Below are 15,231 nucleotides of genomic sequence, written 5' to 3'. Positions count from 1 at the left end.
CGACATTGCGCTCGAGGCGCTGGCGATGGCCGTGGAACGCCAACGGCCAGCACCCGGTCTCATCCATCACAGGCGCGCTTGCGCGCGCGGGGTGCAATACGCAGCGGATGAATACAGAAAAGCCCTTGCCGCGGCATGCATAACGCCGTCGATGAGCCGAAAAGGGAACTGCCTCGACAATGCGCCGATGGAGAGCTTCTTCCACACGCTCAAGGTCGAGCGAATCCACCATCGCGTCTACGCCACCCGTGCCGAGGCGCGAAGGGACCTGTTTGCCTACATCGAGGGCTTCTACAATTCACGCCGCCTGCATTCCGGGATAGGCTACCGTTCACCGGCCGACATGGAGCGCATGGCGGCCTGACCCCGTCCACTTTTCTGGGGCAGGATCACTGCGCACTGTCGCAGATCGGCTCGGTGTCTGGCTCGGTGAGGGGAATGTCCTGCCGGCCAAGGGTTCGTGGCAAGATCTCGCCGCCGAACTTGGCGTCTCGCGCGAGGCGCTCTACCGCGAACTGACGCGGCGCCGCAAACAGCCTTAGCGACATTGCAGGTCGAGCCAGACTGGCGCGCGAAGGATAGCTTCCCGCCCGAGACGCACAATCCTGCGACCGACCGGAACCGTGAACCCGCCGCCTTCCCGGCAGGGCGGCCGGCCGAGGGTGACCCCACTCCAGGTGCCTGCGCGAATGGCCGCCTACTGCGCCCGGCGGGTCTCCACGCGACTGGCCGGAACCGGGAGAATGAGTGTGGCGCGGAAGAGCGTCGCCTACCGAGCGGCGCTGTCCAGCAGAAAGCCCGCCGTGCAGGCGATCACGTCGTCCAGCAGCGCCGGCTCATGGACCGCACCAAGATCATGGCCGGCGTCCACATCGAATATGACGGTCTCCGCCTTTCGTTTCTCTCGCATGCGTTCGGCAAGGGCAGCGCCGCCGGCGACGAGCGGATCACGCCGACCAGTCACCACCAGCACGGGCGCCGCGGTGCGAGCGGCGTCGTCCATCGGACTCGCTTCGATCAGTTCGGCGAAGAACGCGGGCCGCAGCCGCGTCTCTTGGATGACGAACCTTGTTTCGTCGGCAGCAGACGCTTGCGCCGCCACGAGTATCGTGTCGCGGCCAAAGATGACGCTGTAGGTCGCCATAGGATCGATCACGGGGTTCCAGAGCGCGATCCTGTCGAAGGCGGCCGCCGCCCGGAGGGCGATAAGGCCTCCCTGGCTGTAGCCCAGCACGCCGAGCGCGAGGTTTTTGTCGACGTGCTCCGCCTGAAGCGCGCGCGCCGCTCGGACCGCGTCGCGCGCTTGTGTCGAGAACAGCGTGCCGGCCCAGTCTCCATCGCTGAGCCCGGAGCCGATAAAGTCGATCCGCAGCGTCGCGATCCCTTGCGTCGCGAAGGCGCGCGCCGTTTTCGCGAACATGCCTTCGCCGCTCGCCAAGGGAATCTCGTTGCGCGAGCCGGTGTAGCCATGAAGCAGGAGCGCGAGCGCGCGGGGCGCCACACCCTGAGGCCCGGCGAGCGTCCCCCGGATCACGCCATCTGGCGTGTCGATCTCGATCGAACGCTCGTCGGAAGGCAGGTGTCGCGCGACAACCGGTCGGCATCCGTCGATCGGCGCGCTCCGGGCCGCGCCGAGGGCCGGCAGCGCGATGAACGCGAGGACCGCAAGACATGACGCCGCTGCGACGCTCCGCATCTCCATCTCTCCGCGTTCCGACTTTCGCGCCGCCCACCGCACGAAGCTTTGGGTTCCTGAGTGTCCGTTCGTGCGCATCCCACGATGCGACCTCGGCCGCCATCTGTGCGAGACCCGAGACCCTGTCGTCCTCCACCGAGGCGGGCCGCCGCAGTTGATGAAATACTCTACGCTCGGCCGAGCGGTAGCCGATAACACCCTGCCCTCCGCCATGCGACTGGCCGTTTGCGCGAGCGAGTACCGCGGCGCGGGGGATGGTCAGAGCGAGCGGACGTGTTGCTCCCTCAGATCGCGAAGTCCTCAAGCTTCTTTCCAGCTGCCAAGCCCTCGGAGATCCATCCCGGCTTGCGGCCACGGCCGCGCCAGGTCAAGAGAGGATTTTCCGGATGGCGATACTTCGCCTCGGGGACAGTCTTCTTCTTGGCAGCGCTGGTCTCGACCAGGTCGCCAAGCACGAACCCGAACTTCTTGGCGACCGCCTCAGCCTCGGCCCTTGCCTCCGCCTTTTGCCGCTCCTCAAAATTCGCGATGGCCTTGCCAACGTCCTTCTCGAGCTTCTTAAGTTCTGCGAGTGACAGGGCGGTCAGGTTGATATCAGACATTTCAGCTCCCTATAATTTCAGACGCCTTCGCTACAGAGATTTGGCGAACTAATCAATCAGGACCGCTGCCTGTGTCTGGGAAGGATTGGAGCCGAATGGTCCCTCATTCAGGCGGCAGACCCGGGACTTTCGGCGCAACAATAGTGCGCCTCCCGATTGGCGAGTACAGAGATTGGACGCGCTTCCGCCAGCCGCGCCAACGGCTGTCCATTCGGGTCGGCCATCCGCGCGGCGACCGGCGGCTTTCGGGAGGAGGGGGCACTCTATGGTGATGGGCTGTCCTGTTCGCAGCAATCTTCGGTTGACGCCTCAATCCGACGTCATCGAATTACCGATAGCAGACGATTTGGACATCGCCGGCTGGGATTTGCGCAAGGCCCTTGCGCTCCTAATGAAGCCGAATGCCGTTCTTCTCGAGTGGTTGTCGAGCCCGATCCGCTATCGCTGGCAGCCCGATGTCTGCGCAGCGCTGTTCGCGCTGGCCCGTCGAACGCTGCATGCTCCGGCCTGTCGTCACCACTATCTTCGGCTTGCTGCTCGACAGTGGGCCGAGCACATCGCCGAGCGCGCCGAGGTCAGTCGGAAGAAGTACTTCTACGTGCTGCGGTCGGCGCTAGCGCTGCGCTGGCTCCGGCTGCGGCCCGCAGCGCCGCCGCCGATGGCGCTGAGCGACCTCGGCGCTGGCGTCGCCCTGCCGCCGCGTGTCGCGTCCGCCATCGATCTGCTCGTCCGCCAGAAGTGGGACGTCCGAGAACACGGCCTCGGACCGAGGCTGGCGGTGCTCGATGAATTGATCGAGGCGGAGATAGCCTTCGCAGAGATCCAGCTCGACCCGTCCGTTGTCGACCCGGGCGTGCTTGCGGAAGCCGAGGCGTTGTTCGCCGAACTGGCGCTTGCGCCGGAGCGGCTGGCTCCCAGTCGCCATGGATGGGCTTTGGCGGCTGGTGGTGTCGAGGGGCAGGATCAGCTTGGGCGATCGCAGACGACACTTGGGGCGGAAAACACTTGTCTAGCGGGAAGAGTCAGGCAACTCGGAAATTAGACGCAACGCCACTTGGCGAATATCGCATAAAGGTCCTTTACGAGGCCGAAGCCGAACAGCGCGTCCACTGAGGCGGGCGAGATCGCCGAAGCGGCCGTGAACCGGGGGGAGTTTGAATGCTGGCGACACGCATCGGCCTCGTGGCGGCCATGCGGCTTCTTGTCGGAGCGTTTGCGCTGTCGTCGTGCGCTCAGACCCCCGCCGAGTCGCCGGCATCCAACGCGGAGATTGGCGCAGGCTCGCCGCGCACGGCGCTGGTGATCGGCAACGGGGGCTATGCCGGCCTCCCGACCCTCGCAAACCCTGCGACAGACGTCCGCGCCGTCGCGGCAGCGCTTTCCGCCGCCGGCTACGCGGTACATGGCGGCGGCCCGCAGCTCGATCTCACGCGTGAGGCGATGTCGGCGGCGGTGGACGGCTTCGCCGACGTCGCCGCCCGTCGCGGCGGCGTCGCGCTAGTGTATTTCGCCGGTCACGGCGTGCAGCTGTCTGGCGACAACTATCTGATGCCGACCGATGCGCGCGTGCTCCGCGCCGAGGACATCAGCCAGCAGGCTGTCGCCCTGCAGGACGTTCTGTCGGCCTTGGACGAGACGGGCATTCTGGCGCGCATCGTGGTGCTGGACGCCTGCCGCGACAATCCGTTCGCCATCGCCGCCGAGGGGCCGGGCCAGCGCAGCCGCGCGGTCGAGGGCGGCGCGTCCGACGTGCGCTCGCTCTCGGCGGGCCTGTCGCAGCTTGTGGCGCCGCCGGGTTCGCTGGTGGCGTTCTCGACCGCGCCGGGGGCGGTCGCGCTCGACGGCCCGCCAGGCGGCGCCAGCCCGTTCGCGTCCGCCTTCGCCGAGGCCATGTCCAGGCCGGGCATGCGCGTCGAGGACGTGTTCATCGCCGTGCGCAACATCGTCCGGGCGCGCACCGGCGGGGCGCAGACGCCGTGGGAGACCTCGTCGCTCGTCGCGGCGACCAGTTTCGGCGGCGCGGCGGCGGAGGCGGTGAGCACGGCATGGGACGGGCGCTACGAAGTGCGAGAGGAGTGCGGACCCGCGGGCGACTCGCCTGGCTTCGAGAGCACGTATTGGCTCGACGTGATCGGCGGGCGCGCCCAACGCACGCAGCCCGACGGCAGGGAGGACACCTCATACGAGATCGACAGGGAAGGAAAGATGCGCGTGCGCGGGTGGTATGTCTGGGACGCCCGCAAGCCGATCGACCTGTCGGGAGACATGACGCGCGGGCAGTCGCGCATCACCGGAACGCGCGGCCCGCGTCAGTGCGCGCTTACCATGCGCTACGTCTCGTCGGAGAGCGCTGACCGGCAGGGGATGCCTCTGGGCCTGCCGGGCGCCGCGCGGCGCGTATCGGGCGCGGCCCTCGAGGCGCTGGCGCGCAACGCCACATTCGTAAGCGCCTCGCAGAGTTTCGGCGCATACTTCGCGGCCGACGGGCGCGGCGTGATGGTGCGCAAGGCCGGCGAGACGGAGATCTCGCGCGAGGCGTTCACATGGCGCGTCGGGGAGGATCGCCTATGCCATGACGTCTGGCGGGAATGCGCGGCCATCTTCAGCGACGGTCGGACGCACTACTGGATCAACGCCGACAACTCCCTCGGCTGGACGTTTCGCGTGGCGCACGGCGATCGGCTGCACAACCTGCGTCTGAAGTGACCGGTAGCGGCCCGCCTCACGGCGTCTCGCGCGGGCCGTCGGGACGGGTGAGGGTAAAGGTCGCCGCGCAGGCCAGCGCGACGGCCGAGAGTGGGCTGAAGCTGGGGGTCACGCCGCAGTCGTGCGGTGCGAGATCGTGAGGCGACGATCGAGCACGGCGACCCTGGCGACGGCTGCCCGATGGGCGCCCGTCGGCGACCAGCGCATTCGGCGCCGCTTTCCCATCCGCGTGTTCGCGATATCGTCGACGCACCCTTCGGCGCGTGATCTCGAAACCGGCAAGCCGCGCCGATGCCGGGCGCCGTAGTCGATCAGGGCGTCCATGTTGTTGGCCAGATAGGTGTAGAGCGCGAGGCAGCGCGCCTCTGCCCGTTTGGCCGCCGCCGCCACGGTCGCGTCGCCGCGCACGCGCCGATAATCCACGATCAACCATTGAAGATACATGCCGACCAGCTGGATCTTGCCGCGCCACAGGTTCCATCGCAGGTGCTCTGCGGGCTTCAGAAAGAGTGAGGGCAAATCCTCGAAGCCTGGCGTCTCCACGAGACCCTTCACCGTGGTCTCGACGTGCTGCACGCGCATCGAGACATGCCACCAGTCGAGGATGTGGATGATCGAAGCGCGCGCCGCGTTTCTGACGAGGGACGGCGACGCGGGCTCGCCATCGGAGATTACGGTCAGCGGATCGCCATGGCGCCATCCGGCCGCGGTGCCTTCGATCTTGCTGACGACGACATCGAGATGGCGCCGCTGGTACTCCGGCCGGCACCGGATATGCGCGCCGTCGACGAAGACGGTGATCGGGCCGCGCGATGCTTCATCGTCCCGGCTTTCGCTTGGAGCCGCGTCCTCTCGCTCATCCAGCCCGTCAGCGATCCGCCCGAGGCAGTACCGCGCCGTCGTGTGCTGCGTTCTGGCGCAGGGCGGAAAGGTCTCCATCAGCCGTGCAGCCTCCCGAAAAGTATGGCGCGCGCCGAGCTCGGTCTGCAACCGCCGCATCTCGGGCGTGGCGCGGTCCGGGAAGAACACCGACAGGGGAGAAACGCACCGGGCATGACCGCCGGTCGTCCTGTCCCAGCAATCACAGAGCCGGATGCGCGGCGCCCGGACGCGAAGCCGCCCGAACAGCGTATCGAGCGTGCGGGGTCGATAGTCGTGAACAGGGCGTACGCAGCCGCAGTCGGGACAAGGCCGGCTCGCCTTGGCGAGCTCCTCGAGCTGATCGTCGATGATCGCGCGCTGAAGACGCTCCAGGATCGCCTTGGCGTACTCAACCATCAGCCCGAACGCTTCTGGACCGGTCATCCGGCAGGGGCGCGAGAGGCGGCCGAGTGAATGCCGCCGGACCTCGCCGTCCTCGAAGATCGTCTCGATTGAGATCCGCACGTCCATGCCAGGCACCCTCTCCAGCCGCAAGCCCAGCCTACCACCGATTCCCACCCAAAGCTTTTGCCCACTTCCGGACGGGGCCAACGTGCTGATCGAGGCGCGCGAAAGTTCGGTTCTGGTCAGCGCCGCCCGCATCGGCCCGCTGGACGCCGCGGCCTTCTACGGCGACGCGCTGCTGTTCGGCTGAGCGTGAGCCGAGCTGGACTCGTCGATCGCCGCCCGCTGATCAGAAATCGGTAGACATCGAATAAATTATTCTATATAAAAGAGACGTTTGTTGGATAATTGCAAATTATTTAGGAAAATACATTCTAATGATAATTAATTCGCAGCCGATAGTTGGCTTGTCCGGGGATGAAGACATCATTCATTTTGCTGATGATGTCGGTGAGATCGTGTATCTCGCAAGGGATACTGTATTCATCACTATGCCTTCTTTGATGGCGGTGAATCTGGAAACCGGTGTTCGGCGGGTGCTTGTCAACGAAATCTCGTCTAGTGAATCACAAGATCTGCTGATTTCCGACGATGGAAGAACGCTTCTGTTCCGGACGCGCGAATCTCTGGCGCAGGAAGATGTCGACGAAGACTGGAACGCGTATGTCGTGCGCCTTGGCGAGACGCCTGTCGACCGGTTGGCGGACGCCGCGCCGCGCCTGGTTGCGGGCGCGTTCGACGACACGCGCGCCGTCCCCCTGGCGCTGTCAGGCGACGGGCGCATAGCCGTGATCAGCGGCCTGTCGGCCGGGTCGCCCGGCTCGCAGGTTCTGGTCGCGCGCGACCTCGACACCGGCGCCACCACCGATCTGCGGGCGCTGCTGGCGCCGCTCCCGCCTGACAGGTCCACGGTGTTCGCTGATCTGGTCTATGACCGCGCCGAGATCTCCGATGACGGCGGCCGGATCATCATCGACGGCTCGTCGCGCCCATCGGCCTACATCGACCTCGCCGCGGGCGCCGCCGCCCTTGTCAAAAATTTCCTCGATCCGCAGGTTGCCAGCGGCAACGGGTTCTTTACCGACGCGACCATTTCGGGCGACGGCTCCCATGCATTGATGAACGTTATCTCCAGTTTTTCTGGTGGACAGGCGTTCGGACCTCATAAGATCAGTCTCGACGGCGGCGTTCGCATCGTGCTGGAGACCCAAAATACATCGCCTGGAGTCTTCGTTTCTGATGGCGGTCTCTACAGTTTTTATCGTGATGAAATCGATGAACTGTTCGGGTTCAGGGTGGTCGCAGGCGCCGTCCGCACCGCCGTGGTTGCGCCGGACGCGCCGGAACGCAGCCTCACGCTTCTGTCGATCTCCGATGACGGCCGCTACGCCATGGTCAGGGTGCGGAATCAGACCGGGTCCGCGCAGCTTGTCGACACACCGGACGGCCTCGACACGGGCTATCGCGTCATCAGCGGCGAGGGATTGTGGCTGCCGCCCGGCGTCAGCGCGCCGCTCGCCGTCTTTGCGGAGGCAGGCTCGCCGGATCCGGCCGCGGTTCCGCCTCCGACCCCCGAGCCCGACCAGCCCCAGCCGCAAGACCCGGTCGACCAGGGCGGCCCCACGGGTGACGGCCCCACGGGTGACGGCCCCACCGATGCGGGCCCCACCGATGGCGGACCGTCGCCGGTTCCGCTGTCGCCGGTCGCCCCGGATTCGCAGACGGGGGGCGGCGACGCCGCCACTGCGGGTGATGATCGCCTTGCCGGCGGCAGCGGCGACGACGTCATCGACGCGCTTGCGGGCGACGACGTGGTGAAGTCCGGGGCCGGCGACGACGCCATCGACCTCGGCGCCGGCGACGACATCGCGCTGTCGGGAAGCGGGGCGGATACTGTGCTGGGCGGCGACGGGAACGACACGGTCAAGAGCGGCGCCGGAAACGACAGCATCGACGGCGGCGCGGGCGACGACGTCATCCTGTCCGGCGACGGCAACGACACGATCCTCGGCGGCGACGGTAACGACACCATCAAGCCGGGCCGCGGCGACGACGTGATGGACGGCGGCGCGGGCGACGACATCCTCGTTGCGTTCCGCGGCGACGAAATGCTGATCGGTGGGGCCGGGAACGACACCCTGCTCGGCAATCTCGACGACGACACGCTGATCGGCGGGGCCGGCGACGACCGCCTGCAGGGCGGGCCGGGGCGCGACGTCTTCGTGTTCGACGCGGCCGAATGGGGCCATGACCGCATCGTGCTCGACTTCCTGCCCCAGTCCGACACGCTGGACTTCCGCGGCTCGGGGCTGGCGCTGGCTGACCTCAGCATCACCCAGGCCGGCGACAACGTGCTGATCGAGGCCGGCGACAGCTCGATCCTCGTCAACTCCGCCCGCTTCGGCCCACTCAACGTCGCCGACTTCGCCGGTGACGTCTTGCTGTTCGGGTGAGGCGGCGGACGTTGCGGTAAACGGCGGCGCCCTCGCAACAATGGTTGTCCTTTCAAGAATCTCGAATTTTCTCACTAAAGTGCAGATTGCCGTGAAGGAGTGACGTGGTGATTGAATTTTCCTTTCGCATGGTGAGCGAAGAGACGCGGGGAACGCCGCTCGGGCAGCCGCTCATCGAGTGGGCGGATCAAGTGGAGGCCCTGTCCGAAGGTCGTCTGCGGATCTCGGTCTTCTTTGCGGGTGAGCTCGTGTCAGCCGTGGAGACCTCGGACGCCGTCGCAGCCGGCGTCGCCGAGATCGGCTTGCATACCGTCGAGTTCTGGAAGGCGCCGGAACTCGAGGTCTTTGAACTGCCCTTCATCGCCGCACCCGGTGCTGAGGCCTCGACCGCCTTGTGGAGCCTGTTCAGGGACGGCGTGGCGCAGACGTTCTACGCCGATATGGTCACGCCGCTCGCCGCCAATCTCGGGCCGGCGAACCAGCTGGCGCTGCGCGGCGTCGGCGCCGCACCGGAGGAATTCGCGGGAAAGACCGTGGCAGGCGCGCCGATCAAGTTCTTCCAGTCGCTTGGCGCCGGCGTCGCCACGTTGCCGGCGGTGGAGCTGGCTTCGGCGCTCAATATGGGAACGGTCGGCGCTGTCGCCGCGCCGGTTTGGCTAATAGCCGCTGGCGCTCTGATCCAGACGGCGGACACGGTCGCCCTCTTTCCCGGCGGCTTCGGTCTGCGGACGCCTGCCCAGATCATGACGATCAACACCGCCGCTCTCGAGACATTGCCGCCCGACCTGCGTCAGATTCTCCGCGACACAACCGGTGACACGTTTTCGGCGACCCTCGGCGCAGCATCAGCCGAGGCGCACAACCGTGGCGTTCAGTCCGTACGCATCAGCGAAAGTGTGAGCACTGATGCTGATGTAATCGATCTTCCGGGTTCTGTGGTCGAGGCATGGCGCGCGGCGGCTGCAAGCTTCACCGCCGACCAACTCGCCGCACTCGGCTCCGAGGCCGCAATGATCTACAACGGCATGGTCGAGCGGCTGGGAGCGCCAGAGGTTGCGGGGCCCGTCGACAGCGCCGACCCTGATCCCGCGCCGGGGCCGGGAGACAGCGACGGACCGCTCCTCCCGGATGGCGGCGCAGGCGGCGACGGGAGCGCTGGGCCGGGCGACGAGGCGGCACCGCCAACGCCTGGCGCTGTCACAGGCGCCATCACGACGCCAAGCGAGGCAGGCGATCGACTTGCCGGCGGCAGCGGCGACGACGTCATCGACGCGCTTGCGGGCGACGACGTGGTGAAGTCCGGGGCCGGCGACGACGCCATCGACCTCGGCGCCGGCGACGACATCGCGCTGTCGGGGAGCGGGGCGGATACTGTGCTGGGCGGCGACGGGAACGACACCGTCAAGAGTGGCGCCGGAAACGACAGCATCGATGGCGGGGCGGGGGCCGACGTCATTCTGTCAGGCGACGGCAACGACACGATCCTCGGCGGCGACGGGAACGACACGATCAAGCCGGGCCGCGGCGACGACGTGATGGACGGCGGCGCGGGCGACGACATCCTCGTTGCGTTCCGCGGCGACGAAATGCTGATCGGTGGGGCCGGGAACGACACCCTGCTCGGCAATCTCGACGACGATACGCTGATCGGCGGCGCCGGCGACGACCGCCTGCAGGGCGGGCCGGGGCGTGACGTGTTCGTGTTCGACACGGCCGAATGGGGCCACGACCGCATCGTGCTGGATTTCCTCACCCAGTCCGACGTGCTGGACTTTCGCGGCTCGGGCCTGACGCGGGTGGATCTCACTATCACCGACGCCCCCGGCGGCAACGTGCTGATCGAGGCGGGCGACAGCTCGATCCTGGTCAACTCCCAGCGCTTCGGCGCGCTGGACGCCGCCGCCTTCGACGGCGACGTGCTGCTGTTTGGGTGAGGCGTAATACCGCCAACGCGGCGATCATCCTTCATTCATTTATATCGCGCTACTCCCAAGCAAAGGCAAAAGGGGATTGGCGCGAGATGAACTGTATCGATGATGGGCATTGATGAGGCATTGCCAAGTTGCAGCAACCAAGACGCGCTTGTCTGCGGGCTCGGGCTCGGGCTCGGGCTCGGGCTTCAGGCCTTCAGTTCGGCGGCATAGTCATCCCAGAGGCGGAATGCGTCGGCTCGAGCATGACGCCAAGAGGTGGCGGATAGACAATAGCGGCGGGGGCGGAAGACGACGCCGATCTGGTCGTGAGCGGAGAGAAACCGTTGCGCCTGCCTTGGCGACTTGGTTCGGCCTGAACAACGCCCAAGCATCTGATTTATCTTGAGAATGGGTTCGTTTTGGTGGCCCGCGCCCGCAGGATTTCGTAAGATTCAGATGGGAACCCTGCAATTTCGGTCCGCCGCATGAAACATCGCCCGCGCCCTCCCGAGCAGGACGATCTCCTGCGGCCCCGGCTTGTGGACTTGATCGACATGCGCCACGAGCTGGCGACGCTGACGGCGCTGATCGATTGGGAGTTCTTCGAGCGCGAATGGGCGGGCTTCTTCCCCTCGGCGGTAGGCCGGCCGGCGACCTCGCCGCGACTGGTGGCCGGGCTCTTGTATCTGCAGCACGCGTTCCGGCTGTCGGACGAGGCCGTCGTGGCGCGCTGGGCCGAGAACCCGTACTGGCAGCACTTCACCGGCGAGACGTTCTTCCAGCACCGCCCGCCGATCGACCCGAGCTCGCTGGTCCGATGGCGCAAGCGGATCGGCGAGGAGGGCGTCGAGTGGCTGCTCACCAAGACCATCGAGGCGGGGCGCAAGTCCGGCGCCGTGGAGCGCAAGGCGCTCGACGCCGTCGCGGTCGACACGACTGTGATGGAAAAGGCCATCGCCCCCCCCACCGACAGCCGGCTCTACGATCGGGCGCCGGCGCGGCTGGTCGATCTCGCAAGCGAGGCCGGCGTCACGCTGCGCCAGAGCTACGCGCGCCTGGCGCCGCGGCTCGCCGCTCAGGTCGGCCGCTACGCCCATGCCAAGCAATTCAAGCGGATGCGCAAGGCGCTGCGCAGGCTGAAGGGCTACACCGGCCGGGTCCTGCGCGACCTGCGCCGCCATCTGCCCGGCATCCCCGAGGGGCCGCTGCGCGAGCGCATCTGCGACGCGCTGGTGCTGACCTCTCGCCTGCTGTCCCAGCCCACCAAGGGCGGAGGGAAGATCTACGCGCTCCACGAGCCGGCGGTCGACTGCATCTCGAAGGGCAAGGCCCGGGTCCGCTACGAGTTCGGCTGCAAGGTCAGCGTAGCCACGACGGTCGACGGCGGCTTCGTCGTCGGCATGCGGTCGATGCCGGGAAACCCCTACGACGGCCACACCCTCGCCGAGGCGCTCGAGCAGGTCGCCATCGTCACCGACCACGCGCCCAGCCGCGTCGTCGTCGATCGCGGCTATCGCGGCCACGGCGTCGCCGGACCCCAGGTGCTGATCAGCGGGACGCGCCGCGGCCTGACGCCTGCGCTGGCGAAGCTCTTGCGACGGCGCAGCAGCATCGAGCCAGAGATCGGCCACATGAAGACCGACGGCAGGCTCGCCCGATGCGCACTCAAGGGAACCCTCGGCGACGCCCTCTTCGCCGTCCTCTGCGGCTGTGGCCACAACATCCGCAAGATCCTCGCCCATCTCAGGGCGGTTCTGCGCGTCATCGTCGACATCATCCTCGCGGTCCTCATGCCGCCGCGAGACCGCCAGATCGCCTACGCCGCAGCCTGATCGCTTTGTTCAGAGTGACCTAGCAGGTGTAGGTGTCGCTGCGGTGGTCGTAGGTGAAGTCGCTGCGCTCGAAGGTTCCGTCGCGTCGTGCGGACTTGTCGAAGACGGGGATGTGCGGCTCGATCCCGTTCGTCGGGACGACGATCCACTGGATCGTCGCCTGATCCTCCTCACCCTCGACCAGCCAGTTCAGCATCGGCGCCGCGCCGTACGCGGTGTCGGCGATCAGCCGATCGGGGTAGAGGCCGAAACGGTCCATAGTGCGGTCGATCATGGTCCGCACCGCGCCGGTTTCGGCCTGGCGGATGGCGCGCGTCGCCACGGCGACGACAAGAATGCCGTGGTCGATGTCGATGAGGTAGCTCGCGGCGTAGGCGAAGGTGGCGTGGCCGCCGCCCGCGCCGGTCCACTGTGCGGCCGGATCCGATGGCGCGACGCGCTTCGGCTGCGCATCGCTCGCCGCGCCGAAGGCGGCGTCGTCGAGAACGGCGAGATGCTCGCGGACCGCGCGCGGCGCGGCGTCGGGATCGACGGCGGCGGGGTCCCACTCGTCAGGGCCGACCATGTTCCGCCGCCCGGCGTCGGCCTCGATCAGGGTGGCGTCCACCGCGAAGCGCTCGCCTCCGAACGGCCCTGCCGCGATGCAGGCCTTCACCGTCGTCTCGAAAACCTGGCGCAGGAGATCGCTGTCGCGGAAGCGGTCGTGGCTGTTCTTGGAGAACGTGCTGTGGTGGGGCACGGGGTCCGTCAGATCGAGGCGGCAGAACCACCGGTAGGCGAGGTTGAGATGGACCTACTCGCACAGCCGCCACTCCGAGCGGATGCCGAGGCAGTAGCCCACCAGCAGCATGCGGATCATCAGCTCGGGGTCGACCGGGGGCCGGCCGATGGCGCTGTAGAACGTCGCAAGCTGCGCCCGCACGTCACCGAGATCGACCACGCGGTCGATGGCGCGCAGCAGATGGTCGTCGGGAACATGGCGCTCCAGCGAGAACTCGTAGAACAGCGCGCCCTGCGCCACCTGCCGCGGTCCCATCATCGCCAGCGTCCTCCATCACCCCCTTCGAAACGAGTGAATCAGGGCCTACCCCATTCGGTAACCAGACTTTTTCAACAGAATCGGCAGAACGGCTGTCGCTCGGTTCACACCGGATGGTCGGCGCTGCGCGGTCCGAACAATCATGGGAGCGTGAGCTTTCTTTCGTTCAATGGCGGAGCGACGCAGCTTTACTCCCACGCCGCTTGGGCTAAGATGCTAAGCTGAACCTCGATTAAGAAAACAATTGTGAACATAAGGGTTGATGGCGATGGCTTTTGCGAAAATCGCTGGTGACGAAATTGTCGTCGATCTGAACGGCGACGGCGCGCCGGATATCTTGCGCCACAGTCAGGCAGTGGGCGCGCAGCCAGGCAGCGACTCTCCCTTCGATGATGCGGAGACTGATATCTTCGATGTCCTCGAAGTCCGTTTTGGTGGCGCTCTTTTCAACGAAATCAGTCTGTTTTCCAATCTTCAGATAAGCGACCTTCTCGCTTATAACATAGTTGCCGGTACCCGAGAGGAGCTTGGTTTTATTTTGGCTTCTCCCTTCAATTATGACGTTGTTGAGTCATTTGATTATCACTATGCTGTTGTCGAAGCGGACGGCACGTTGGTCTACGATCCATTTGAGAATCGTACGTCTCAAAATGCTCCCTTGCCATTGTCGACTGTAGCGGGTGTTGCTGACGTGGACGGCGACGGTTTTGATGATCGGCTGACGCTGGTCCCCGGCGCAGATGCTTCCTTGAGGGACAGAGGCAGCGCGTTCCCATCCGCTTACCTGATCTACGGCGGTCCAGCTGGTTTGCCCAATCTTGCTATTGAAGACATTGACGGGATGAACGGGTTCCTATTTTATGATTTTTTGTCGCCAGATCCGTATGAGAGCTTGACTGTCGATCATATTTTTGGTGCCGCTGAGGATTTTGATTACGATGGCGCGCTTGAGATCGCATATGTTCACACCATTAATACATACTTTTTAGATGATACCCGGTTCAGTTCGCGCGCCGCTCTCTTCTCGGGCGCCAGGGACGATCTCGCGCTTCTGGATCGTCTCGATGGCGTCGAGGACGGCCGCGTCGGCTACGATGCCGTCGTCAACACCGTTGTCGCCGAGAACGACGGAGACCGACTCTTGAGCGTCAGGGGCTCCTTCCCGGAGAGTGCTTTCCTCATCGGCGGCGACGGCGACGACACGCTGATCTCCGTCGAGACGTTCTCGGCGAGCGGAAAGTTCGCGTCCGTCCTTGAGGGTGGAGGCGGCCGCGACAGGCTGATCGGCGCCGGCGGCGACGATCGGCTGAGCGGCGGAGACGGCGACGACACCTTAAAGAGCGGCGGTGGCGACGACCGGGTATCGGGCGGCGCGGGCGACGACGTCGCGCTATCGGGCGACGGCGACGACGCGATGTTCGGGCAAAGCGGAGACGACATCTTCAAGGCGGGCCGCGGCGACGACAACATGGACGGCGGCGCCGGAGACGATTTCCTCTCGGGATGGCGCGGGGCGGACAGCATCTCAGGCGGCGAGGGCGACGATGTGATCCGGGGAGACTTCGACGCGGCTATGTTGCGCAAAGGTGGCTGGCGGAGGGATTCACGTCGCGAATCCAGCGTGATAGCCGGGGTGGATGAGCAAGCCGACACCCCCGACGTAC

Annotated in this window: 10 protein-coding genes and 2 pseudogenes; 7 read left to right on the top strand and 5 right to left on the bottom strand. The window is 66.1% G+C overall.

Translation table 11 applies throughout. The features are described from left to right. Positions 1-364: integrase core domain-containing protein (locus BLW43_RS21395; protein WP_139284191.1), on the top strand; the 364-nt coding region annotated here is incomplete at its 5' end. Positions 365-769: 405 nt separating this feature from the next. Here the strand turns inward: BLW43_RS21395 and BLW43_RS21390 are convergent. Continuing rightward, complete coding sequence (locus BLW43_RS21390) at positions 770-1,696, bottom strand: alpha/beta hydrolase family protein (RefSeq protein WP_175479048.1); 927 nt, start codon at positions 1,694-1,696, stop codon at positions 770-772. Positions 1,697-1,980: 284 nt separating this feature from the next. Beyond that, the gene (locus tag BLW43_RS21385; protein WP_093256645.1) at positions 1,981-2,298 is read right to left on the bottom strand and encodes an H-NS histone family protein; all 318 of its coding nucleotides are present in this window, start codon (positions 2,296-2,298) and stop codon (positions 1,981-1,983) included. 265 nt (positions 2,299-2,563) lie between these two features. Here BLW43_RS21385 and BLW43_RS21380 point away from each other — a divergent pair, with 265 nt between their 5' ends. Together BLW43_RS21380 and BLW43_RS21375 are read left to right on the top strand one after the other, a co-directional pair. Continuing rightward, entirely contained in the window at positions 2,564-3,340 is a 777-nt protein-coding gene (locus BLW43_RS21380; RefSeq protein WP_093256642.1) for a DNA polymerase beta superfamily protein, read from the top strand. Between the two features lie 116 nt (positions 3,341-3,456). After that, on the top strand, positions 3,457-5,004 hold the full coding sequence (locus BLW43_RS21375; RefSeq protein ID WP_093256639.1) for a caspase family protein: 1,548 nt from the start codon (positions 3,457-3,459) through the stop codon (positions 5,002-5,004). Between the two features lie 108 nt (positions 5,005-5,112). On the opposite strand, the gene BLW43_RS21370 is transcribed toward BLW43_RS21375, so the two are convergent. Then, positions 5,113-6,396 (bottom strand): ISKra4 family transposase, encoded by a 1,284-nt coding sequence (locus tag BLW43_RS21370; protein WP_093256638.1) that lies wholly within the window; start codon positions 6,394-6,396, stop codon positions 5,113-5,115. Between the two features lie 341 nt (positions 6,397-6,737). Between BLW43_RS21370 and BLW43_RS21365 the strand changes: the two genes are divergently transcribed. Further along, positions 6,738-8,783, top strand: coding sequence for a calcium-binding protein (locus BLW43_RS21365; RefSeq protein ID WP_139284190.1), 2,046 nt, complete (start codon positions 6,738-6,740; stop codon positions 8,781-8,783). A gap of 107 nt (positions 8,784-8,890) precedes the next feature. Next, complete coding sequence (locus BLW43_RS21360; protein WP_139284189.1) at positions 8,891-10,717, top strand: hypothetical protein; 1,827 nt, start codon at positions 8,891-8,893, stop codon at positions 10,715-10,717. Positions 10,718-10,902: 185 nt separating this feature from the next. Here the strand turns inward: BLW43_RS21360 and BLW43_RS21355 are convergent. After that, positions 10,903-11,070: pseudogene (locus tag BLW43_RS21355) on the bottom strand (IS6 family transposase); the annotation flags it as partial. A 111-nt stretch (positions 11,071-11,181) separates the two neighbouring features. On the opposite strand from BLW43_RS21355, the gene BLW43_RS21350 reads away from it, so the two are divergent. Continuing rightward, positions 11,182-12,528: an IS5 family transposase gene (locus BLW43_RS21350; protein ID WP_093256630.1), complete on the top strand. Its 1,347-nt coding sequence runs from the start codon at positions 11,182-11,184 to the stop codon at positions 12,526-12,528. Between the two features lie 22 nt (positions 12,529-12,550). On the opposite strand, the pseudogene BLW43_RS21345 reads toward BLW43_RS21350, so the two are convergent. Beyond that, a pseudogene (locus BLW43_RS21345) lies at positions 12,551-13,567 on the bottom strand (transposase); the annotation flags it as partial. Positions 13,568-13,829: 262 nt separating this feature from the next. On the opposite strand from BLW43_RS21345, the gene BLW43_RS23195 reads away from it, so the two are divergent. Further along, positions 13,830-15,231 (top strand): calcium-binding protein (locus BLW43_RS23195; RefSeq protein WP_139284188.1); only part of this gene is annotated, 1,402 nt, incomplete at its 3' end.

Source organism: Rubrimonas cliftonensis, assembly GCF_900107585.1.
Lineage (GTDB): Bacteria > Pseudomonadota > Alphaproteobacteria > Rhodobacterales > Rhodobacteraceae > Rubrimonas > Rubrimonas cliftonensis.
The sequence above is the reverse complement of the archived record's forward strand: the minus strand, read 5'-3'. Positions and strand labels throughout refer to the sequence as shown.

Coding starts and splice junctions, on each gene's coding strand:
- BLW43_RS21350 (WP_093256630.1), top strand. CDS start 11,182: ATGAAACATCGCCCGCGCCCTCCCGAGCAGGACGATCTCCTGCGGCCC.
- BLW43_RS21380 (WP_093256642.1), top strand. CDS start 2,564: ATGGTGATGGGCTGTCCTGTTCGCAGCAATCTTCGGTTGACGCCTCAA.
- BLW43_RS21390 (WP_175479048.1), bottom strand. CDS start 1,696: ATGCGGAGCGTCGCAGCGGCGTCATGTCTTGCGGTCCTCGCGTTCATC.
- BLW43_RS21370 (WP_093256638.1), bottom strand. CDS start 6,396: ATGGACGTGCGGATCTCAATCGAGACGATCTTCGAGGACGGCGAGGTC.
- BLW43_RS21375 (WP_093256639.1), top strand. CDS start 3,457: ATGCTGGCGACACGCATCGGCCTCGTGGCGGCCATGCGGCTTCTTGTC.
- BLW43_RS21385 (WP_093256645.1), bottom strand. CDS start 2,298: ATGTCTGATATCAACCTGACCGCCCTGTCACTCGCAGAACTTAAGAAG.